Origin of the sequence: Reyranella sp. (assembly GCF_965279625.1) — a bacterium.
Lineage (GTDB): Bacteria > Pseudomonadota > Alphaproteobacteria > Reyranellales > Reyranellaceae > Reyranella.
The window spans coordinates 5,192,519-5,212,891 of the sequence record NZ_OZ257251.1 but is presented as its reverse complement, the minus strand read 5'-3'; the positions used below and the strand labels follow the sequence as shown (position 1 = coordinate 5,212,891).

Sequence of the window (20,373 nt, the reverse complement as noted above, 5' to 3'; positions counted from 1 at the left end):
CTCAGGAGGAGCGCATATGCTCGCGGAGAGCCTGGCCGAATGCCTGGAACAGGGCGCGGTTGATCGGGTTGCTCTGCGGGTCGTACTCGGCGTGCCACTGGACGCCGACCGCAAAGGCCGGAGCCTCCGAGATGCAGATGGCCTCGATCGTGCCGTCCTCCGCCACGCCTTCGATGGCGACGCGCGCGCCCGGATCGAGGATCCCCTGTCCATGGAGCGAGTTCACGCGGATGCACTCGCAGCCGAGCAGCCGGGCGAAATAGCCATCCTTCACGAGCTGCACCTCGTGCCGGTCGGCGAACACCACGGTTGGGTCGGGATGGACCTCGCCGTTCTCCAGCCGCGGCATGCGATGGTTCATGCGGCCGGGAATCTCGCGGATCTCGGGATGAAGCGAGCCGCCGAAGGCGACGTTCATTTCCTGGAAACCGCGGCAGATGCCGAAGATCGGCACGCCGCGCTCGACACAGGCGTCGATCAGCGACAAGGCCATTGCGTCGCGCTCCTGATCGTAGGGTTCGTGGGCGGGATGCGGTTCGGCCCCGAAGCGCGTCGGGTGGACATTGGCGCGGGCCCCGGTGAGCAGGATGCCGTCGACCGCGCCGAGCAATGCCTCGATGTCGGTGATGTCGGGCGTGCCGGCAAACATCAGCGGCAGCGCCCCGGCGACGTCCGCGACCGCCCGCATGTTGCGCTGTCCCACGAGCTGGACGTTGTGACGGTCGTTGATCACGCCTGAATTGCCGATCACCCCGACCACGGGCTTCTTGATGCTGGGAACCAACGCGCGCCTGCCTCGACTTCGAAGGGACAATAATGGCACCGCATGCACCGGCCGGCGAGTCCGCCGTCGCGAAACACCGTTGACAGCTGCGCCCGCTGGTGCGTGAATTCGATCGTCACGTTCAGTCGGGAGGTTTTGATGAATCCACCCAAGCAACGTGCCGCAGTGATTGTCGAGGCAATCGTTCGGGCATCGGCATAGCGGCAGACGCGAACGGCACGGCGGGAGCGGTCATTGCGGGTCGCATCAGTTGGGCATGAGCCCGACCAGGCCGCTCCCGACGTTCCTTTTCCAGGCTTCCAACCTAATGCACGGCACCCCCGCGGGAGCCGATTTCACTGGAACGGCAGCACGTCGCGGCGCAGGTCTCCGCTGCCCTGCGTGAAGAACAACGTCAGGCGTCCGGCGACATCCTGAGGGCTGCTGGACAGTTCGCGTGGAAGCTCCGCCTTCAGCCCGCGCACCTCGAGCTCGTCCGCCAGCTCGCGCAGGCGGTCGCCGGGAATCTCGAAATTGAGGACCGCCATCGCGTCCGAGAGCAGCGAGTGGCCGGAGACCCAGCCACCCGCGCGCGTGATCGCCTCCGACGCCGCGTTCACGCTTACATGAAAGGCGTCCCGCGAGACGACTTCGAGGCGAACCATTCTCCCCTCCGGTCAGCAGGCTACTTAGCCGCCACCACTTCGACCTCGACCAGCATCGAGGGATCGGCGAGGCCGGCCACGACCAGCAAGGTCGACGCAGGATAGGGTTCCTGCCCGACAAACTTGCCGCGCACCTCTCGGAAGGCGGGAATGAACCGGCTGTCGGTCAGGAAGACGGTGAGCTTGACGATGTCGCGGAAGTCCATGCCGCCGGCCTTCAGCACCTCGCCGATATTCTTCCAGACCTGCTCGCTCTGCGCCTCGATACCGTCCTGCAGCTTGCCTGCGGAATCCACGCCGACCTGACCCGAAACGTAGAGCACGCGCGCCTCAGGCGGGACCTCGACGCCGAGGCTGTATTTGCCGGCCACGGAGACCGATTTGGGATTGTGGAACTTGATGGTCATGCCGGGCGCTCCATTGTAAGGGAGGCGCACGGTTTCAGGTCGGAGAGCATGACGTCAAGCACCAAGCCCGTACACGTCGTCGGCGGCGGTCTCGCAGGCAGCGAGGCGGCCTGGCAGCTCGCGCAGGCGGGCGTGCCGGTCGTCGTGCACGAGATGCGCCCGGTGCGCGGCACCGAGGCGCATCTGACCGATACCCTGGCCGAGCTGGTCTGCTCCAACTCCTTCCGCTCCGACGATGCCGCCAACAACGCCGTCGGCGTGATCCACGAGGAAATGCGCCGTGCCGGCTCGCTGATCATGCGCTCGGCCGACACGCACAAGCTGCCGGCCGGCGGTGCCCTCGCGGTCGACCGGCATGGCTTCTCGGCCGCCGTGCAGGAAACCCTGCTCGCCCATCCGCTGGTGACGCTCGAACGCGCAGAGGTGGCCGGCCTGCCGCCCGAGGACTGGGACAGCGTCATCGTGGCGACCGGTCCCCTGACCTCGTCGGCGCTCGCCGACGCCATCGCGAAACTCACCGGCGAGGACTCGCTCGCCTTCTTCGACGCCATTGCGCCGATCGTCCACCACGAGAGCATCGACCAGTCGATCGCCTGGAAGCAGTCGCGCTACGACAAGGTCGGCCCCGGCAATGTCGAGGGCAGCGACGGCGCGGACTACTTCAACTGTCCGATGGACAAGCCGCAGTACGAGGCGTTTGTCGCAGCACTCCTGGCCGGCGAAAAGACCGAGTTCAAGCAGTGGGAGCACAACACGCCGTACTTCCAGGGCTGCCAGCCGATCGAGGTCATCGCCTCGACCGGGCCGCAGAGCCTACGCTTCGGCCCGATGAAGCCGGTCGGCCTGCGCGATCCGCGCACCGGCCATCGCCCCTGGGCCGTGGTGCAGCTTCGCCAGGACAATGCCCTGGGCACGCTTTGGAACATCGTGGGCTTCCAGACCAAGCTGAAGCACGGCGAGCAGACGCGCATCTTCCGCACCATCCCCGGCCTCGAGAAGGCGGAGTTCGCCCGGCTGGGCGGCCTGCACCGCAATACCTTCCTCAACAGCCCACGCCTGCTCGACGGCACCTTGCGCCTCAAGGCGATGCCGCGGCTGAGGTTCGCCGGCCAGATCACCGGCTGCGAGGGCTATGTCGAGAGCGCCGCCGTCGGCCTGATGACCGGAAGGTTTGCCGCGGCCGAGAGACTCGGCCGCACGCAGGCGCCACCGCCACCCACCACGGCGATGGGCGCGCTGCTGGGCCACATCACCGGCGGCGCCGACGCCACGACCTTCCAGCCGATGAACATCAATTTCGGCCTGTTCCCGCCCATCGCAGGCAGCTTCAAGGGCAAGGAGCGCAAGCAAGCCATGGCGGTGCGGGCGCTGCGCGACTTCGACGAATGGTTGAATCCGACGCCTCTCGCGGCGGAGTGAGACGGCCCATCGTTCACGTCATCTGAACGGCGGAAACATTTCGTAACGTCCCGCAACAGTGGGTAACCAAACGTTATTTCCCCTGCGGCCGTCATCAGGACGAGAATGGCTCACCCCCTTTCGAGGAGTGACTCATGCAGGCCGTTCAGGAACTGGTCGCCCCCGCCGCGCTTTCGCTGCAGTACGACGTGATGCGCGAGATCTTCACCCTTCTGGCGCCGTACAATGTCGGCAGCAAGCCGATCACCCCGCAGACCGTCATCTCCAAGGGGCTGACCGTCGATTCGCTCACGATCATGGACGTGATCATGGAGCTCGAGGACCGGTTCGACGTCACCATCCCGATGCACGTCGCAGCCGACATCGTGACGATCGACCAGCTCGCCGAGGCCGTCGTTTCGCAGCGCGCGAAGCGCTGACAAAACTCCCTACCCCATGAGATAAGTTAGCGAGCACGCGGCGCGGCGCGTGCTAAATCGCCTGCAATGACTCCCGCAGAACGCCGGCAGATGATGCTGGCCGGGCCGATCGTGCCCACCATCCTCACCCTCGCCACCCCGAACGTGCTGAACGTGGCCATGCAGAGCCTCGTCAGCATCACCGATGGCTATTTCATCGGCCAGCTTGGCGTCGTCGACCTAGCGGCGCTGGCGCTGGTGTTCCCGACGCAGATGACGCTCGGCATGATGTCGGCGGGCGCCATGGGTGGCGGCATTTCCTCCTCGGTGGCCCGCGCCCTGGGCTCGGGCAACAAGGCGGCCGCCGAGGCGGCGGCAGCGCATGCACTGGCCATCGCGATCGGGATGGCTGCGTTGTTCGGCATCCTGTTCGTGGGCTTCGGCCGCCAGATCTATGGCGCGCTGGGCGGCAGCGGCGCGGCCCTCGACCGTGCCGAGGCCTTCGCCACCATCCTGTTCTCGGGCTGCGTCGCCCACTGGGTCGCCAACTCGATGGCCTCGGTCCTGCGCGGCACCGGCGACATGAAGACGCCCGGCCTGGCGCTGGTCGTGACGGCGGCCATCCAGATCCCCCTCACCGGCGCGTTGACCCTGGGATGGTTCGGCCTGCCCGCGTTGGGGATCCGCGGCCCCGCCATCGCCGCGGTGGTCGCCTTTGCTCTCGCCGCCCTCTGGATGCTGTCGAAACTGACCGGTGCGAAGGCGCCGCTCAGGCTGCGCTGGCCGATCGACGGGTTCCGCTGGCGCGCCTTCCGCGACATCCTGAAGGTCGGGCTGATCGCCTGTCTCGTGGTCATCCTGACCAACGGCACCGTGCTGGTCGTCACCGGGCTGATCGGGCGCGAAGGTGACGCCGCCATCGCGGGCTACGGCATCGGCTCGCGGCTGGAATACATGCTGATCCCGATCAGCTTCGGCATCGGCGCCACCCTCACCGCGCTGGTCGGCACCAACATCGGCGCCAAGCAATATGCGCGCGCCCAGCGCATGGCCTGGACCGGCGCCTTCATGGCCGGCGCCGTCGCCGCCACCATCGGCATCGTCGTGGCACTCTGGCCCGACCTGTGGCTCGGCCTCTTCACCAGCAACCCGGCCGCGCTCGCGTCGGGTCGTCATTATCTCAGCATCGTCGGGCCGGCCTACGGCTTCTTCGGCCTGGCCATGGCGCTCTATTTCGCCTCGCAGGGCACCGGCGAAATGGTCTGGCCGGTCGCCGCCAACCTCACCCGCATCACCATCGCGGGCGGCGGCAGCCTGCTGGCCCTCGACCATTTCGGCTGGGGCGTCTCGGGCCTCTACACCTGCGTCGCCTTGGGCATCGTCGCCTTCTCCGCCGTGCTCGCCTTCTCGACCACGCGCCGGGCCTGGACCGGCTGAAGCATCAGCCGAGGCGCATCGACAGCTCGACATCGTCGGCGAACGGCACGGACAGATATCCTTTTGCCGGCGAACGCACGCGCGCCAGATACTCAGGGCTCCAGTCTGCGTTGTCGGCAACGACGAAGGCCCCGTCCCGCAGGTTCGGCTCCACCAGCCCGAGGATTGCCGGATAAAGCCCTTTCGCACCGTCGAGCAGGACGAGATCGATCGCAGGCGGAAGGTCTTTCGCCAGCGTCTCCAGCGCATCGCCTTCGCGAAGATCGACGAGATCGGCCATGCCGGCGGCAGAAATGTTGCCCCGGGCGCGCGCGACCTTGGAGGTTTCGAACTCGCTCGTGACGAGGCGCCCCCCGCCATTGTCCCTGAGGGCGGCGGCGAGGTGCAGCGTGGAGACACCAAACGAGGTGCCGAACTCGACGATGTTCCGGGCGCCGATCGAGCGTGCGAGCATGTAGAGCAAGGTGCCGGTCTCGCGCGAGACGGCCAGCGGGAAGTCCTTCGCCCGCTCGTAGAACGCCCGGTACTCGGTCTTGGTCGCCATCATGGTCGACCGTTCCTCGGGCGAGAGCGTGGCCATCTCCTGGCGAATGCCCGCGATGGAGGCGTCGGCCTCCGCAAACAGCCCGTCGAGGACCGAAGAGAGCGGCGAAGAAGCAAGTGTGTTTTTCATCGGTCTTTCCAAAGAAGTTGCTCGCTCGTAAAATACGAATGATTCGTCGCATTTGATATTCGCGTTCGGGCGCCCGTCCATGACCACTCGCAAAACACCCAGTATCTCCTCACGAAAAGAGCCCCGGCAGGCCCGTTCGGCGCAGCTCGTTTCGGACATACTCGAGGCGGCGGTTCGTGTTCTGACGCAGGACGGCGCACGACGATTCACGACCGCGCGCGTGGCGGAAAGGGCCGGCGTCAGCGTCGGCTCGCTCTACCAGTACTTCCCCAACAAGGAGGCGATCCTCTTCCGGCTGCAGAGCGACGAATGGAAACAGACGGGCGGCCTCCTCCAGACCATGCTGGCCGACCGCACCCTGCAGCCGGCGGAACGTTTGCGGGCGATCGTGCGTGCCTTCTTCAGATCTGAAGTCGAGGAAGCGACCCTCCGCATCGCTCTCGCAGATGCGGCCCCGCTCTATCGCGACGCGCCGGAGACAGAAGCGCACCGCAAGGCCGGTCGTCGCCACGTGATGCTCTTCATGCGCGAAGCCCTGCCGAGGGCAACCCCACGGGAGCGCAGCGCCGCTGCCGACATCATGGTGATGTCGATGGGCGCGGTCGGCGCCCAGGTCTCGGAGGAAGGCCGCCGGGCCGCTGAGGTCGAGCGGCTGGCCTCGGCGATGGGGGATATGTTCGCCGCCTACCTCGACCGGCTCAATTCCGCGTAGACCGTCCTCAAACAGGCCGCGTCATCGCACAGGAAAGGCTTGTTCGACCTCATCGCGCTTGGCATCGTGCGCGCCTTCAAACCAACGGGAGATCTGAGATGAGCGACACCAACAAGCTATCGGGACTGCAGCTTCGCTCCCTGATCTCCACGGAAGGCCAGCTCGAACTGTCGCTCGCCCGGATCGACGTGCCGGAGCCCGGCCCCGATCAGGTCGTCGTGAAGGTCGAGGCGACGCCGATCAATCCCTCCGACCTCGGCCTGCTCACAGGTCCTGCCGACCTCAGCAAGGCGACCTCGACCGGCAGCGGCGACGGGGTGAAGGTGACGGCGCCAGTCTCCGCTGCGGCGCTGCCGTTCCTGTCGACACGCCTGGGCGAGTCCCTGCCGGTCGGCAATGAAGGCGCCGGCACCGTGATCAAGGCGGGCTCGTCCGACGCCGCGCAGGCGCTCAAGGGCAAGCTCGTGTCCATGGTCGGCGGCTCGATGTACGCCCAGTACCGGGTACTGAACGCGCGCGACTGCCAGCCCCTCCCCGCCGGCACGACGGCGGCCGAAGGCGCCTCGTGGTTCGTCAATCCGCTTACGGCACTCGGCATGACCGAGACCATGAAGCGCGAGGACCACAAGGCACTTGTCCACACGGCGGCGGCCTCCAACCTCGGCCAGATGCTGGTCAAGATCTGCAATGAGGACGGGATCGGCCTCGTGAACATCGTGCGCAGCGCCGAGCAGGCGAAGCTGCTGAAGGGAATTGGCGCCAAGCATGTCGTCGATTCGAGCGCCGCGAGCTTCAACGAGGATCTCGTGCAGGCGCTGGTCGAGACCGGCGCCACCATCGCCTTCGACGCGATCGGCGGCGGCAAGCTCGCCAGCCAGATCCTGACGGCCATGGAAATCGCCATCAACAAGACCGCCACGACCTACAACCGCTACGGCTCCTCTGTGCACAAGCAGGTTTATGTCTATGGCAGCCTGAGCACCGGCCCGGTCGAACTGACGCGCAACTACGGCATGGCCTGGGGCGTCGGCGGCTGGCTGCTGACGCCGTTCCTGCAGAAGATCGGCCGACCCGACCAGCTGCGCCTGCGCGAGAGGGTCGTGAACTCGCTCAAGACGACCTTCGTGAGCCACTACACGAAGACCATCTCGCTGCAGGAAGCCCTCGACCTCCAGAACCTGACCGCCTACGCCAAGCGCGCGACCGGCGAGAAGTTCCTGATCAACCCGAACAAGGCGTAGCCCGGGCGATGACGCGCGACACCGGAGACACCGTCCGCGGCCGCACGCCGTACCTGCCGATCCACAAGCGGCCGCGGCTCAGCCTCCCTAATAATGCGCGCGTCGCCGTCTGGACGATCGTGAACGTCGAAAACTGGAGTCCGGCCGGGGCGATGCCGCGCACCGTCCTGCCGCCGCCGATGGGCGTGCCGCTTCTGCCCGACGTGCCCAACTGGGCCTGGCACGAGTACGGCATGCGGGTCGGCTTCTGGCGCTTCCTCGAGACGCTGAACGCGCGCAAGCTCAAGGCGACCTTCGCCGTGAACGGCACGGCCTGCGAGCTCTACCCCGAGGCCTGCCAGGCCGCACACGAGGCTGGCTGGGACTTCATGGGCCATGGCTGGGTGCAGAAGCCGATGCACAAGGTCGAGGACCAGAAGAGCGCGATCGCCGACACGATCCGCGCCATCAAGGACTTCACCGGCAAGCCGCCGCGCGGCTGGGAAAGCCCCGGCCTCACCGAGACCGACGAGACGCTCGACCTGCTGGCGGAGGCCGGCATCGAATACGTCGCCGACTGGGTGATGGACGAACAGCCGCTGCCCTTGAAGACCGCGCATGGCGAGATCGTTTCGGTGCCCTACACGGTCGAGATCAACGACGTCGTCATGAGCGCGGTGCAGCAGCAGCCCTCGGACGAGATCTTCCGGCGCGGCCGCGACCAGTTCGACCGGCTCTACCTCGACGGCAAGACCGCGCCGCGCGTGATGGCGATTTCAATCCACCCCTATCTGACCGGCGTGCCGCACCGGATCAAGTATCTCGAGATGCTCTACGACTACATTCTCGGTCACGAGGACGTCGTCATGTGGACCGGCGCGGAGATCCTCGACTGGTATCGGACGCAGGTGCCGCCAGCGCGTTAGGCCTATCTCGTCCTGAGCGCAGCGAAGGACCTGACGAACGACCAACGTACTCCGTGGCTGGCGCGAGATCCTTCGCTTCGCTCAGGATGACAGAAGTTTCGACCACGCGTGCGATTGCAGTGATGAAGAAATTGCAATTGCGCCTGCGTCAAAGAGCACGGGCCTGTCAGCTTGTTGTAAGCGCAGCGCCGCCTTGCAGCCCTCTTTGAAGCGCCGAGTCCCAATCTCGCTCTCTCATGTGAGTGCCGAGGGAAGGCCGTTCAGAGATGAAGAAATCGACACTGACCAGGCTCGCGGGCACAGGCCTCGCGATCATCTTGGCCGTTTCGGGTTATCTGTTCCTCCATCAGTCTGGCAATACCAGCGCACGGGCCTCTGCCTCGCCGCCGCCCGTCCCGGTGTCGGACGGCGTCGCCGAGACGAAGGACGTTCCGGTTCTCGTGCGCGGGCTCGGCACCGTGCAGGCCTTCAAGACGGTGACGATCAAGGCGCGCGTTGACGGCCAGATCGTCAAGGTCCTGTTCAAGGAAGGCCAGGACGTCACCGCCGGCACACCGCTCTTCCAGATCGATCCCCGCCCCTATCAGGCAACGCTCGATTCGGCCACCGCCGCCAAGTCACGCAACGAAGCGCTTCTTCTCGGCGCGCAGCTCGACCTCGAGCGCTACAGCAAGCTGACCGGCTCGGGCTTCCAGTCGCGCCAGAGCGTCGACCAGCAACAGGCCACCGTCGACGGACTGAAGGGCTCGATCGCCGTCGATCAGGCGGCGATCGACACGGCCAGGCTGAACCTCTCCTATGCCGACATTCGCGCGCCGATCGACGGCCGCACCGGCCAGCTTCCCGTCGACCTCGGCAATCTCGTCCAGTCCTCGCAGAGCACGAGCCTGGTCAGCATCAACCAGATCAAACCCATCTTCGTGAACTTCACCGTCCCGCAGGATTATGCGGAGGCGATCCGCCACAACCAGGCCGCCGCGCCGCTGGCGGTCTATGCCTATGCCAGCGACGACAGGAAGCTGCTGGCCAAGGGCGAGGTCTCGCTGATCGACAACCAGATCGATGTCGCGACCGGCACGCTGCGCATGAAGGCCACCTTTCAGAACAGCGACGAGGCCCTGTGGCCGGGTGAGTTCGTGAACGTGCGGCTGGTCCTGTCGACGAGGAACGGTGCGGTGACCGTACCGCAACGCGCCATCATGCAGGGCCCTTCGGGCTACTATGCCTATGTCATCCGCCCCGACAGCACCGTCGAGCGGCGCGACGTAGAGACCTCCAGCATGCAGGATGACATCGCGATCATCGAAAAGGGCATAACGGCCGGCGAGAAGATCGTGGTCGACGGCCAGTACCGCCTGTCCAACGGCGCCCTCGTCAAAGTTGCCCCCGCAACGCCCGCAGCGGAGCCTTCGGTAAAGTCGCCGGCAGCGGTCGCGACGCCGACGCCCAGGGCGGGCTGACACCATGAACATTTCCGAGACCTACATCCGCCGGCCGATCGCCACGTCCCTGCTGATGCTGGGCCTGCTCGTGTTCGGCGCGGCGACCTACAGCCTGCTGCCCGTGGCGGCTCTTCCCAACGTCGATTTCCCGACCATCACCGTCTCGGCGACCCTGCCCGGCGCCAGTCCGGAAACCATGGCGTCGTCGGTCGCGACGCCGCTGGAACAGCAGTTCGCCGCCATCCCGGGCCTCGCCTCGATGAATTCGACGAGCGGCCTCGGCACCACGTCGATCGCTCTCCAGTTCAATCTCGGCCGCAACATCGACGGCGCCGCCACCGACGTCCAGACCGCCATCAACGCCGCCAGCGGTCTGTTGCCGAAGGACCTGCCGAACCCACCCACTTACCGAAAGGTCAATCCGGCCGACCGCGCGGTCCTCATCTATGCCGTCCAGTCCGACGACATGCCGATCTACAAGGTCGACGACTATGCCTTCACAATCCTCGCCCAGAAGATCTCGGCGATTCCGGGCGTGTCGCAGGTGCTGGTGGGCGGCCAACAAGATTTCGCGGTCCGCATCCAGGCCAATCCCTCCGCCCTCGCGGCGCACGGGATCGGACTCGAGGACGTGCGGCAGGCGATCAGCAACGCCACGCTGAACCAGGCCAAGGGCAATTTCGAGAACGAGCACCAGTCATTCACCATCGACACGAACGACCAGCTCTTCCAGGCCTCGACCTACAAGCAGATCATCGTCGCCTACCGCAACGGCGCCCCGGTCAAGCTCACCGACATCGGCGACGTGATCGACGCCACCAAGGCCCCGCGCAGCGGCGCCTGGTTCAACGGCAAGCGTTCCGAGCTTCTCCTGGTGTTCCGCCAGCCCGGCGCCAATACCGTGGAAATCGTCGACACGATCAAGGCGCAGCTGCCTCGCCTTCTCGCTTCCGCGCCCAAGGGCGTGAAAGTCGACCTGGTCTCCGACCGCTCGCAATCGATCCGCGATTCGGTGGAGGACGTGCAGTTCACGCTGGTGCTGACCATCGGCCTGGTGGTGATGGTGATCTTCATCTTCCTGCGCCACCTGTGGGCCACGATCATCCCCAGCATCACGGTGCCCCTGTCGCTGGTGGGCACCTTCGGCATCATGTACGTGCTCGACTACAGCATCGACAATCTCTCGCTGATGGGCCTCACGATCGCCGTGGGCTTCGTCGTCGACGACGCGATCGTCATGATCGAGAACATCGTGCGCTACATCGAGGAAGGCGAGACACCGTTCAACGCCGCGCTCAAGGGCGCGGGCCAGATCGGCTTCACGATCGTCTCGATCACCTTCTCGCTGATCGCGGTGTTCATTCCCCTGCTGTTCATGGGCGGCATCGTCGGCCGCCTGTTCCGCGAATTCGCCGTCACTGTCACGGTGGCGGTCGTCATGTCGGCTTTCGTGTCCCTCACGCTGACACCCGTCATGTGCGCTCAATTCCTGAAGCGCGAAAAGGCGGGTCACAAGCGCGGCCGGCTCGACCAGATGTGCGAGGACGTGTTCGAGGCCGTCGTGCGCGGCTACGACCGCGGCCTGCAATGGGTGTTCCGCCACCAGCCGCTGATGCTGCTCTCGACCGTCGTCCTGATCGCCGTCACGGGCTACCTGTATGCGATCATTCCCAAGGGCTTCTTTCCCGAGCAGGACACCGGCTTCATCTTCGCCCAGGGCGAGGCGCGACAGGACATCTCCTTCGCCGCCATGGCCGATCTGCAGACCCAGCTTTCCGCCATCATCCAGCAGGATCCGGCGGTTTCGGGCGTCTTCGGATTCGTAGGATCGACCGGCGGCAACTCGTCGGAAAACACCGCCCGCATGTTCATTCAGCTGAAATCGTTCAGCGAGCGCGACGCATCTGCCCAGGAGATCATCCAGCGCCTCAGGCCCAAGGTGGCGGCGGTCCAGGGGGTGAAGTTCTTCATGCAGGCCGGCCAGGACATCAATGTCGGCGGCCGTCTCAGCAAGACCGAATTCCAGTACACGCTCACTTCGACCGATGTCGCGGAGCTGAACCACTGGGCGCCGATCATCGAGCAGAACATGGCCAAGCTGCCGGAGCTGCAGGACGTCACATCCGATCAGCAGATTGCGGCGCCCCACATCTCGATCGACATCGATCGCGACACGGCCTCGCGCCTGGGCGTCAGCCTCGCTCTCATCGACCAGACGCTCTACGACGCCTTCGGCCAGCGCCAGGTGGCGACGATCTACACATCCAGCACGCAGTACAAGGTCGTGCTCGAGGTTCTGCCGTCATTCCGCGCCGACCCGACCGCCCTGTCGCGCATCTATGTGGCCAGCAACACCGGCACGCAGGTGCCGCTGGGCACGCTGGCGCGCTTCACCAACAAGGTCGCGCCCCTCACCGTCAGCCACCAGGGCCAGTTTCCCGCCGTCACCGTGTCGTTCAACCTCGCACCCGGCGTGGCGCTGGGCGAAGCGGTCGAGAAGATCAAGCAGATGCAAGCCGACCTGCATACGCCGATCACCCTGGACGGCGCGTTCCAGGGAACGGCGCAGGCCTTCCAGTCATCGCTCTCCTCGACGCCGCTCCTGATCGCCGCGGCGATCCTGGCCGTCTATATCGTGCTGGGCATGCTCTACGAGAGCTATGTGCACCCCATCACCATTCTGTCGGCACTGCCGTCTGCCGGCGTCGGCGCGCTGGCGATGCTGATGCTCTTCCACTACGACCTCAGCGTCATCGCACTGATCGGCATCATCCTCTTGATCGGCATCGTGAAGAAGAATGCCATCATGATGATCGACTTCGCGCTGGAGGCGGAGCGCGAGCGGGGCAAGACGCCGCTGGAAGCGATCCACGAGGCCTGCCTGCTGCGCTTCCGGCCGATCATGATGACGACCTTCGCCGCCATCGGCGGCGGCCTGCCGCTCGCCATCGGCCAGGGCGCCGGATCCGAACTGCGCCGTCCGCTGGGCATCGCCATCGTCGGCGGCCTGCTGGTTTCGCAATGGCTCACGCTCTACACGACGCCGGTCATCTATCTCTATCTCGATCGCCTCCAGCAGAGGCTGAATGCGCGCAAGCGGCGGGCGGCCGGGGAAACACCGCCGGCAGCCGCCGGCCTGCACCCGGCCGAGTAGGCCGCGAATGTCCGACGACCGGGAACGTTCCGAACGGGAAGAGGAGGAACGCGAAGCCGCCGGACGTCGCAATAGCCTGATCGCGCTCGTTGGCATGGCCTTGCTGCTGTTCGGAGGTGTGTTCCTGACGCACGAACTGCGCAGGACATCCCAGCTTCAGGATTGCCTGATGACCAAGGCGACCAACTGCACCCGTATAGACGACGCGGGGCAGCCCGTTCGTCCCTGACGCCCGCCACCACGGCACGCCGATCCCGCCGCCGGCGATCGCGCCTCGCAGAGCGCTCAGGCGCGCTTCGCGGCGGCTTCCTTCTCGGCCATCTTCTGCTTCAGCTGCTCGGGCGTGAGGCGGACGATGTGTTCGTTCTGGTGGCTGAAGATGTCGTACTTTGCCACGTCGAGATCCTCGAGCTCGATCTCGCGGTCGAGCACCTTCTGCTTCCAGACGGCATGTTCGGCTTCGGCCGCATGGAATTCCGGCATCACTTCGCGGGCGAAGAGATCGAGCGAGGCGCAGATGTCCTCGTGGCTGGTCTTGCCGGCCTGGTTCAGCAGGATCACCTGATCGACGCGGCTGGCCTGGAACTGACGCAACTTGCGGCGGATGGTTTCCGGCGAGCCGATGAGGCCAGACTCGAGGGCCTTCTTCTCCTCCGGTCCGCCGCGCCATGCCTGGTATTCGTCCCACAGGTTCGACGTCCCCGGCGCATCGACGCCTTTGCGCCCGTAGTAGGAGAGCGCGAAGATGAAGAAGGTCCAGCCGGCGGCCTTGGCCTCGGCCTCCTCGTCGGTGGCCGCGCACATGAAGCCCGAGACCATCGCCACGTTGGGATTGCTGGGATAGTCGGCGAGCTTCTTCGAGTTGTTGAGAAGGTTGTTGTAGTACTTGTGCACCCAGGCGCGCGCCGCTTCCGGCGTGACGAAGGTGAAGCCCAGCGCGCCCATGCCCCACTCGCCCGCCTTGCCGATGGTGGCGATGTTCGAGCAGGCGACCCAGAGCGGCGGATGCGGTTTCTGGAATGGCTTGGGGATCACATTGCGCGCCGGGAAATCGTAATACTCGCCGTGAAATTCCCAGCTCTCCTTCGAGAACATCGGGACGATGGCCTTCACAGCCTCCTCCCAGCGCTCGCGCTTGTCGCGCACCCGGATGTTGAACGGATGCAGTTCAGCAGGCCCCGCCGCCTCTCCCATGCCGAGTTCGACACGGCCGCCCGAAAGCAGGTCGAGGGTCGAGACCTTCTCGGCGACACGATGCGGATTGTTGGTCGTGAGCTGGATCACGCCATGGCCCAGCCGGATGCGCTTGGTGCGCTGGCTGGCGGCCCCGAGGAACACTTCCGGCGCGGAGGAATGGGAATACTCCTCGAGGAAGTGATGCTCGACCTCCCACGCATAGTCGTAGCCCAGCCTGTCGGCGAGCTCGATCTGGGTGAGCGAATCCTGCAGGAGCTGATACTCGCTCTTCTCGCCCCACGGCCGGGGCAGCTGATGCTCGTAGAAGATGCCGAACTTCATGGGCGTGATTCCTCAGACTGTCTTGCAGAAGCTCGAGATGCTCGAGACCAGCTTGGGCACCATCTGCTCGGGCACGTCGTGTCCCCAGCCGGGGAAGGTCTCGATCTTCGCGCCAGGCACGAGGGCGGCCACGTCACGGCCGCACTCGACCGGCAGCAGCGGATCGTCCTCGCCGTGCAATACCAGCGTCGGCACCTTCACCGTCTTCAGGAGATCGACGCGCGGGCCCGAGGCCATGATCGCGAGATACTGGCGCGCCGCGCCGGGCGGATAGTAGCGGCGGTCGATGTTGCGTTCGACGAGCGCTCGCATGGCAGCCGGCTCCGTCGGATAGCCCGGACCGCTGATGACGGTGCGCAACTTGATACCGTGGGCGATCAGTTGCTCGCGCTCCGATCCCTCGGGCTGCGCCGACAGCATCGCCACCGCCTCGGGCTTGCCGGCGGGCAGGCCATAGCGGCCGCTGGTCGACATGATGGAGACGAGGGAGCGCGTGCGCTGCGGATAGGTGGCGGCGATCACCTGGGCGATCATGCCGCCCATCGAGCCGCCGACCATGTGCGCACGGTCGATGTCCAGCGCGTCGAGCAGCCCGATCGCATCGGCGGCCATGTCGGCGAGCAGATACGGCGCATCGACCGTCTCGCCCTTCATCAGCTTGGCGAAGGCGCCCATCAGGTCGGGCACGCCCCATTCATCGAAGTCGGTCGAGAGGCCGACATCGCGGTTGTCGTAGCGCACGACGAAGAAGCCTTGGGCCGCCAGCCCCTCGCAAATTGTCTCCGGCCAGAGCGTGAGCTGGGCGCCCAGGCCCATGATCAGCAGCAGCGCCGGATCTTTCCGGCTGCCGAACGTCTCGTACTCGATCTCGATGCCGTTTGCCTTCGCGCGTGCCACGCTTCCTCCCGGGGTTCCTCCCGTCAGTATCGCCCGCGCCTCGCCGCCCACCAATAGGCCAGCGGCCGCCGCAACGGCCCCAGCGGCCGGTCGAGCGACAGCGCCGGCAGCAGGATCGGCAGGGCGGCCGGATCGACCTTGCGCCGAAGCGACCGCGCGTCGCCCACGAGCTGGTCGCGCTCGGGTCCCTCGCCCATCAGCCAGGCTGCGCCGACCGCATGGGCGGCTTGCCGCGACGCCGCATCCTCGACCCCCAAGACGCTGAGTTGGAGGTCTGCGAGCGCATGGCCGGCCCGCATGACGTCGAGCGGCCCCTCGATCTCCTCCTCGCGCGCGTCGATCAACGCCACCAGACCTTCGAGCGTCAGTCGGTGCCGGCGTGTCGCTTCGCTGAGCGCATCGACGATGGGCTGGGCGCGCGGCGTTCCCGTCCCCGACGCCTCCCCCACCGCCTCGCGCCACCATTCGAGGCGGATGCGGGCCAGCATCGGCTCTCGGGTCACCGTGCGGGTGCGCGCCAGCTCATGGTCGAAGGCCAGCAGGGCCAGCAATCCGCTGCGCTGCGGCTCCGGTGCGAACAGGGCGCCGAGGAAGCGCTCCCGGTCGGCGGCGCGCACGAGGTCGAGCACGTAACGGTGCGAAGTCTCGGCTGCGCGGTAACTGCTGTTGGGCGGAGAGCCGGTCATGACGGTGCTAAAGCCTGGGTGCGACAGTTGAACGCAGAATGTCTTCGAACTAGAGTGTGCCGGTCAGGGATTCATCAATCCCTTCAATAAGATAAAGGGGGAAGTTCAACATGGGTGCCTTGTTTACCTCGCTTGGACGAACCGTTGCCGCCGGTGTGGTGCTGCTGATCCTGATCGTCGTGATCGCAGGCGCCGTGACGGGACAGTCGATCAGGATCGACCATGCCTATGCGACGGTCATCATGCGGTGGCTGCACGTGGTTTGCGGCGTCATGTGGATCGGCCTCCTCTGGTACCTGAACTTCGTGCAGGTGCCCACCATGCCGAAGATCCAGCCGGTGGAAAGCCGCACCGCCCTCACCAAGTTCATCACGCCGACCGTCCTGTGGTGGTTCCGCTACGCCGCCCTCGCCACCGTCCTGACCGGGCTCCTGGTCGCCGCGATGAACAAGTACATCGTCGAGGCGCTGACCCTGCGTCCCGGGTTCATCATGATCGGCGTCGGCATGTGGATGGCGCTGGTGATGGCCTTCAACGTCTGGTTCATCATCTGGCCGAACCAGCAGAAGATCCTGGGCCTCGTCGAAGCCACGGCCGAAGAGAAGGCCGCAGCGGCCCCGCGGGCGCTCTATGCCAGCCGCTTCAACACCATGTTCTCGATCGGCATGCTCTATTGCATGCTGGCCCAGCAGAACGCCCCGATCTGAGGGACCTCGAGCCGGACGAGGAAACGGGGTCCCACGGGGCCCCGTTTTCGTTGGACCGCCCCTGCTCGCTAGAGCGGAATGAGGGCCGCCGCCACCCGCCGGCCTTCGGCCAGCAGCACGTTGTAGATGCGGCAGGCCGAGCCGGTGTCGACGACCTCCAGCCCCATGCCCGCGGCCTTCAGGGTCGCCCGCAGGTCCGGTGGAACGAACACGGCGCGCGCACCGCAGCCCAGCACCAGCAGTTCCGTCGGGATCGCGGCCTCGCGCAGCGGCGCCAGGCTGTCGAGGGAGAGATCCTCGATCCGCGTGATCTCCCACGGATGGGTAATCGTCGGCGTCACCAGGACGGGCGTTTGCCATTCCCTGTCGCTGATCATGAAGCGACCGGGACCGTAGCTGCGAATATATTGAACCTGCGCCGGATCGGGTGTCGGCAGGGTCTTGTCGGCCGGTCCTGGAAGCGGCGGCTTCACGCCCCGGCCTGCTCCGCCTTGTCGGTCTTGTCCGACTTTTCGTCCTCCGGACGAAGCCGGTCGGCGCGCAAGCCGAGATAGACGAGACCGGCGCAGGCAACCCAGACCGAAGAGTAGGTACCGACGATGACGCCCCACAGCATGGCGACCGAGAAGCTGTGCAGGACAGGCCCGCCGAACAGCACCAGCGCGCCCACGGCCACGAACACCGTCGCCGAGGTCATCAAGGTACGCGACAGCGTCTCGTTGATGCTGTGGTTGAGCAGATCCAGCAGCGGCATCTTCTTGTAGCGCCGCATGTTCTCGCGCACGCGGTCGAAGATCACGACGGTGTCGTTGATCGAGTAGCCGGCAATGGTCAGCACCGCGGCGAGCGCCGTGAGGCTGAAGTCGAGCTGGAACAGCACAAAGATGCCGACGGTCGAGATGACGTCGTGCAGCATGGCGATCAGCGCGCCGATCGCGAACTGCCACTCGAAGCGCACCCAGACATAGATGGCGATGGCGACCATGGTGGCGATCACGGCCCAGATGCCGCTCCGCATCAGCTCGTCGCCGATCTTCGGGCCGACCGACTCCGTGCCGCGCAGTTCGTAATTGCTGCCGATCGCATCCTCGACCAGCTTGATCGCGACCTGCTGGCACCATTCGGCCCGCTGCTCGACCGACATGTCGATCTTGGCCGTGTTGGTCGAGCCGCGCGGAAGCTGGCGCTCCTGGAGGGTCAGGCCGGCGCGGCTCACGGCATCGCGCCAGTTGGCCCCGTCGAGCGCGGTCGGCGACGTAAACTCGACATCGCCCGTACCGGCGGGGCCGGGTTTCACCTGCCAGCCCTGGCCTGCGGTCTTCTGCATCACGCGCTGGGCGCCGGCGACGCACTGGTTGTCGCCCTCCTGGCGCTGGACGCGGATCAGGACGGTGCTGGGATCGCCGAATTCCTGCAGCGACACTTCGCCGACACCAAGGGCGCCGACGGTGTTACGCAACTGGTCGAGCTCGGCCTTGCCGTCCTTGGCCTTGGCCTGGATGGCGATGCCGCCCTTGAAGTCGATACCGAAGTTGAGGCCGATCGTCAGCACGCCGACGACCGACACGATGTTGATCAGGGTGGAGAGAATCAGCGCGATGCGACGCTGACCGAGGAAGTCGAACTTCTTCTTGAAGGCGAACAGGCGAACGGGCTTCCACATGGCTTCGCCTCAGATCACGAGTTCAGCGGGGCGGCGCCAGCGGACCCAGACCGCCAGCAGCATGCGCGTGAAGATCGTCGAGCTGAACATCGAGGTGATGATGCCCAGCGTCAGCGTCGTCGCAAAGCCGCGGATTGGCCCGGAGCCGAAGCCGAACAGAAGGACGCCGGCGATGAGGGTCGTCAGGTTGGCGTCGATGATCGCCGACATCGCCTTTTCGTAGCCGGTGGCGAGCGCGCTGAACGGGGAACGTCCCAGCGCCTTCTCCTCGCGCACGCGTTCGTAGATCAGCACGTTGGCGTCGACCGCGAGGCCTGCCGTCAGGACGAGGCCCGCGATACCGGGCAGGGTCAGCGAGGCGCCCAGGATCGACATGCCGGCGAACACCATCAGCAGGTTCACCAGCATGGCGAGGTTGGCGAAGCCGCCGAACACCGGCCCGTAGGCCACGAACATGAAGACCGCCACCAGGACGGTACCCGTGAGCGCCGCCACCGTGCCGGCCTGGATGGCATCCGCGCCGAGATCGGCGCCGACGGTGCTTTCCTGGATGATGCTGAGAGTCGCCGGCAGGGCGCCGGATCGCAGCAGCAGCGACTGTTCCTGCGTCTGCTGGGTGGTGAAGCTGCCGGTGATGATGCCGCTGCCGCCGCAGATCGCGCTCTGCACCACCGGGGCGCTGATGATCTCGCCGTCGAGCTGGATCGCCAGCCGCTTGCCGATGTTGTTGCGGGTGGCGGTGCAGAAGGCGCGGCCGCCGGCCGAGTTGAAGGTGAAGCTGATGATCGGGCGGCCGCCCTGCTGCTGCTCGAAGGTGGCCTTGGAATCGTCGAGGTCCTCGCCGCCGACGACCACGCGTTTCAGCACGGGAAGGCACTGCGGCTGATAGCGGCGGCAGATCTGCTCGGGCGACAGGCGCGGATTGGCGGCCTGGATATCCTCCCAGGCCTTTGGATTGGTCCGGCGCAGCTCCAGCATGCCCTCGCGCGTCGGCACCAGGAAAGTGGTCGGCGGCACGGTCTGCGGGATGTTCTGGCCGGTCGCCGCGAGATCCTCGTTGACCAGGTGGAAGGTCAGCTTGGCGGTCTGGTTGATCTTGCGCTTGAGGTCGCTCGTGTCCTTGATGCCCGGAACCTGCAACAGGATGCGCTCGTCGCCCTGACGCGTGATGGTCGGTTCGAGGGTGCCGGTCTCGTCGACGCGGCGGCGAAGGATTTCGATCGACTGGTCGATCACTTCCTTCTTCTTCTTAGCCATCTCCTGATCGGAATAGGCAACCCGGATCGTCTCGCCGCTGCCGGAGAGCGCCAGGGCGGGATCGACGGCGCGGATCGCCTCGAGGGCCTTGGAACGGTTCGCTTCGTCGCGCAGACTCACGACCAGAGCGCGGCCCGCTTCGACCGTGACGTCCTTGAACGGCACCTGCTGCTTGCGCAGCTCCGAACGCACCGCGTCCGACAGGTTGGTCAGGCGCTCGGTCAGCACCGAGCGCAGGTCGGCTTCCAGCAGGAAATGGGCGCCACCGCGCAGGTCGAGGCCGAGATTGATGCGGCTGCTCGCATACCACTGGGGCAGGTGCTGCAGCACGCTGGCCGGCAGCAGGTTCGGCAGAGCGAACAGCGCCGACAGAAGCGTGATGCCGGCAATGACGATGGTCTGCCAGCGCGGAAGGTTGAGCATCCCGAC

The 20,373-nt window shown here is 66.0% G+C and carries 20 protein-coding genes; 10 read left to right on the top strand and 10 right to left on the bottom strand.

Annotated elements, in window-relative coordinates; all coding sequences use genetic code 11:
* Position 1: 1 nt before the first annotated feature.
* The 3 genes from ACQY78_RS25340 to ACQY78_RS25330 form a co-directional block, all read right to left on the bottom strand.
* Entirely contained in the window at positions 2-772 is a 771-nt protein-coding gene (locus ACQY78_RS25340) for a gamma-glutamyl-gamma-aminobutyrate hydrolase family protein (RefSeq protein WP_428686496.1), read from the bottom strand.
* 347 nt (positions 773-1,119) lie between these two features.
* Entirely contained in the window at positions 1,120-1,428 is a 309-nt protein-coding gene (locus tag ACQY78_RS25335; RefSeq protein WP_428680370.1) for a hypothetical protein, read from the bottom strand.
* 20 nt (positions 1,429-1,448) lie between these two features.
* Entirely contained in the window at positions 1,449-1,835 is a 387-nt protein-coding gene (locus ACQY78_RS25330) for a RidA family protein (RefSeq protein ID WP_428680367.1), read from the bottom strand.
* Positions 1,836-1,883: 48 nt separating this feature from the next.
* Between ACQY78_RS25330 and trmFO the strand changes: the two genes are divergently transcribed.
* From trmFO to ACQY78_RS25315, 3 genes are all read left to right on the top strand, one after another.
* A complete protein-coding gene (trmFO, locus tag ACQY78_RS25325; RefSeq protein WP_428680364.1) occupies positions 1,884-3,254 on the top strand; it encodes a methylenetetrahydrofolate--tRNA-(uracil(54)-C(5))-methyltransferase (FADH(2)-oxidizing) TrmFO in 1,371 nt (456 codons plus the stop codon).
* A gap of 134 nt (positions 3,255-3,388) precedes the next feature.
* The gene (locus ACQY78_RS25320) at positions 3,389-3,673 is read left to right on the top strand and encodes an acyl carrier protein (RefSeq protein ID WP_428680361.1); all 285 of its coding nucleotides are present in this window, start codon (positions 3,389-3,391) and stop codon (positions 3,671-3,673) included.
* Positions 3,674-3,739: 66 nt separating this feature from the next.
* A complete protein-coding gene (locus ACQY78_RS25315; protein ID WP_428680358.1) occupies positions 3,740-5,089 on the top strand; it encodes an MATE family efflux transporter in 1,350 nt (449 codons plus the stop codon).
* A 4-nt stretch (positions 5,090-5,093) separates the two neighbouring features.
* Here ACQY78_RS25315 and ACQY78_RS25310 read toward each other — a convergent pair whose 3' ends face one another.
* Complete coding sequence (locus tag ACQY78_RS25310) at positions 5,094-5,762, bottom strand: O-methyltransferase (protein WP_428686494.1); 669 nt, start codon at positions 5,760-5,762, stop codon at positions 5,094-5,096.
* 79 nt (positions 5,763-5,841) lie between these two features.
* Here ACQY78_RS25310 and ACQY78_RS25305 point away from each other — a divergent pair, with 79 nt between their 5' ends.
* The 6 genes from ACQY78_RS25305 (at position 5,842) to ACQY78_RS25280 (ending at position 13,445) form a co-directional block, all read left to right on the top strand.
* Positions 5,842-6,474: a TetR family transcriptional regulator gene (locus ACQY78_RS25305; RefSeq protein WP_428680355.1), complete on the top strand. Its 633-nt coding sequence runs from the start codon at positions 5,842-5,844 to the stop codon at positions 6,472-6,474.
* A 98-nt stretch (positions 6,475-6,572) separates the two neighbouring features.
* Positions 6,573-7,715, top strand: a complete 1,143-nt coding sequence (locus tag ACQY78_RS25300; protein WP_428680352.1) for a zinc-binding dehydrogenase — start codon at positions 6,573-6,575, stop codon at positions 7,713-7,715.
* A gap of 8 nt (positions 7,716-7,723) precedes the next feature.
* Positions 7,724-8,620, top strand: a complete 897-nt coding sequence (locus tag ACQY78_RS25295) for a polysaccharide deacetylase family protein (protein WP_428680349.1) — start codon at positions 7,724-7,726, stop codon at positions 8,618-8,620.
* 266 nt (positions 8,621-8,886) lie between these two features.
* Entirely contained in the window at positions 8,887-10,080 is a 1,194-nt protein-coding gene (locus ACQY78_RS25290; RefSeq protein WP_428680347.1) for an efflux RND transporter periplasmic adaptor subunit, read from the top strand.
* A gap of 4 nt (positions 10,081-10,084) precedes the next feature.
* Positions 10,085-13,216, top strand: a complete 3,132-nt coding sequence (locus ACQY78_RS25285; RefSeq protein WP_428680344.1) for a multidrug efflux RND transporter permease subunit — start codon at positions 10,085-10,087, stop codon at positions 13,214-13,216.
* A 7-nt stretch (positions 13,217-13,223) separates the two neighbouring features.
* Positions 13,224-13,445: a hypothetical protein gene (locus ACQY78_RS25280; RefSeq protein ID WP_428680341.1), complete on the top strand. Its 222-nt coding sequence runs from the start codon at positions 13,224-13,226 to the stop codon at positions 13,443-13,445.
* Positions 13,446-13,501: 56 nt separating this feature from the next.
* Here ACQY78_RS25280 and ACQY78_RS25275 read toward each other — a convergent pair whose 3' ends face one another.
* The 3 genes from ACQY78_RS25275 to ACQY78_RS25265 are packed head-to-tail and all read right to left on the bottom strand — an operon-like array spanning position 13,502 to position 16,317.
* On the bottom strand, positions 13,502-14,734 hold the full coding sequence (locus tag ACQY78_RS25275; protein WP_428680339.1) for an LLM class flavin-dependent oxidoreductase: 1,233 nt from the start codon (positions 14,732-14,734) through the stop codon (positions 13,502-13,504).
* A 12-nt stretch (positions 14,735-14,746) separates the two neighbouring features.
* Positions 14,747-15,631: an alpha/beta fold hydrolase gene (locus tag ACQY78_RS25270; protein ID WP_428680337.1), complete on the bottom strand. Its 885-nt coding sequence runs from the start codon at positions 15,629-15,631 to the stop codon at positions 14,747-14,749.
* Between the two features lie 23 nt (positions 15,632-15,654).
* Positions 15,655-16,317, bottom strand: coding sequence for a squalene/phytoene synthase family protein (locus tag ACQY78_RS25265; protein WP_428680334.1), 663 nt, complete (start codon positions 16,315-16,317; stop codon positions 15,655-15,657).
* A gap of 110 nt (positions 16,318-16,427) precedes the next feature.
* Between ACQY78_RS25265 and ACQY78_RS25260 the strand changes: the two genes are divergently transcribed.
* Positions 16,428-17,024, top strand: a complete 597-nt coding sequence (locus ACQY78_RS25260; protein WP_428680331.1) for a urate hydroxylase PuuD — start codon at positions 16,428-16,430, stop codon at positions 17,022-17,024.
* A 68-nt stretch (positions 17,025-17,092) separates the two neighbouring features.
* Here ACQY78_RS25260 and ACQY78_RS25255 read toward each other — a convergent pair whose 3' ends face one another.
* From ACQY78_RS25255 to secD, 3 genes are read right to left on the bottom strand one after another with little or no spacing between them, the layout of a single operon-like run.
* Positions 17,093-17,497, bottom strand: a complete 405-nt coding sequence (locus tag ACQY78_RS25255) for an Mth938-like domain-containing protein (RefSeq protein WP_428680329.1) — start codon at positions 17,495-17,497, stop codon at positions 17,093-17,095.
* On the bottom strand, positions 17,494-18,687 hold the full coding sequence (secF, locus tag ACQY78_RS25250; RefSeq protein ID WP_428680327.1) for a protein translocase subunit SecF: 1,194 nt from the start codon (positions 18,685-18,687) through the stop codon (positions 17,494-17,496). Before secF ends, ACQY78_RS25255 begins: the two co-directional genes overlap by 4 nt.
* Positions 18,688-18,696: 9 nt before the next feature.
* On the bottom strand, positions 18,697-20,367 hold the full coding sequence (gene secD, locus ACQY78_RS25245) for a protein translocase subunit SecD (protein WP_428680325.1): 1,671 nt from the start codon (positions 20,365-20,367) through the stop codon (positions 18,697-18,699).
* Between the last annotated feature and the right edge of the window lie 6 nt (positions 20,368-20,373).

What these genes read in the sequence shown, in the direction of transcription:
- ACQY78_RS25305 (WP_428680355.1), top strand. Translation starts at nt 5,842, where the DNA reads ATGACCACTCGCAAAACACCCAGTATCTCCTCACGAAAAGAGCCCCGG.
- ACQY78_RS25315 (WP_428680358.1), top strand. Translation starts at nt 3,740, where the DNA reads ATGACTCCCGCAGAACGCCGGCAGATGATGCTGGCCGGGCCGATCGTG.
- ACQY78_RS25280 (WP_428680341.1), top strand. Translation starts at nt 13,224, where the DNA reads ATGTCCGACGACCGGGAACGTTCCGAACGGGAAGAGGAGGAACGCGAA.
- ACQY78_RS25275 (WP_428680339.1), bottom strand. Translation starts at nt 14,734, where the DNA reads ATGAAGTTCGGCATCTTCTACGAGCATCAGCTGCCCCGGCCGTGGGGC.
- secD (WP_428680325.1), bottom strand. Translation starts at nt 20,367, where the DNA reads ATGCTCAACCTTCCGCGCTGGCAGACCATCGTCATTGCCGGCATCACG.
- secF (WP_428680327.1), bottom strand. Translation starts at nt 18,687, where the DNA reads ATGTGGAAGCCCGTTCGCCTGTTCGCCTTCAAGAAGAAGTTCGACTTC.
- ACQY78_RS25285 (WP_428680344.1), top strand. Translation starts at nt 10,085, where the DNA reads ATGAACATTTCCGAGACCTACATCCGCCGGCCGATCGCCACGTCCCTG.
- ACQY78_RS25290 (WP_428680347.1), top strand. Translation starts at nt 8,887, where the DNA reads ATGAAGAAATCGACACTGACCAGGCTCGCGGGCACAGGCCTCGCGATC.
- ACQY78_RS25260 (WP_428680331.1), top strand. Translation starts at nt 16,428, where the DNA reads ATGGGTGCCTTGTTTACCTCGCTTGGACGAACCGTTGCCGCCGGTGTG.
- ACQY78_RS25265 (WP_428680334.1), bottom strand. Translation starts at nt 16,317, where the DNA reads ATGACCGGCTCTCCGCCCAACAGCAGTTACCGCGCAGCCGAGACTTCG.
- ACQY78_RS25295 (WP_428680349.1), top strand. Translation starts at nt 7,724, where the DNA reads ATGACGCGCGACACCGGAGACACCGTCCGCGGCCGCACGCCGTACCTG.
- ACQY78_RS25310 (WP_428686494.1), bottom strand. Translation starts at nt 5,762, where the DNA reads ATGAAAAACACACTTGCTTCTTCGCCGCTCTCTTCGGTCCTCGACGGG.
- ACQY78_RS25335 (WP_428680370.1), bottom strand. Translation starts at nt 1,428, where the DNA reads ATGGTTCGCCTCGAAGTCGTCTCGCGGGACGCCTTTCATGTAAGCGTG.
- ACQY78_RS25300 (WP_428680352.1), top strand. Translation starts at nt 6,573, where the DNA reads ATGAGCGACACCAACAAGCTATCGGGACTGCAGCTTCGCTCCCTGATC.
- ACQY78_RS25320 (WP_428680361.1), top strand. Translation starts at nt 3,389, where the DNA reads ATGCAGGCCGTTCAGGAACTGGTCGCCCCCGCCGCGCTTTCGCTGCAG.
- trmFO (WP_428680364.1), top strand. Translation starts at nt 1,884, where the DNA reads ATGACGTCAAGCACCAAGCCCGTACACGTCGTCGGCGGCGGTCTCGCA.
- ACQY78_RS25330 (WP_428680367.1), bottom strand. Translation starts at nt 1,835, where the DNA reads ATGACCATCAAGTTCCACAATCCCAAATCGGTCTCCGTGGCCGGCAAA.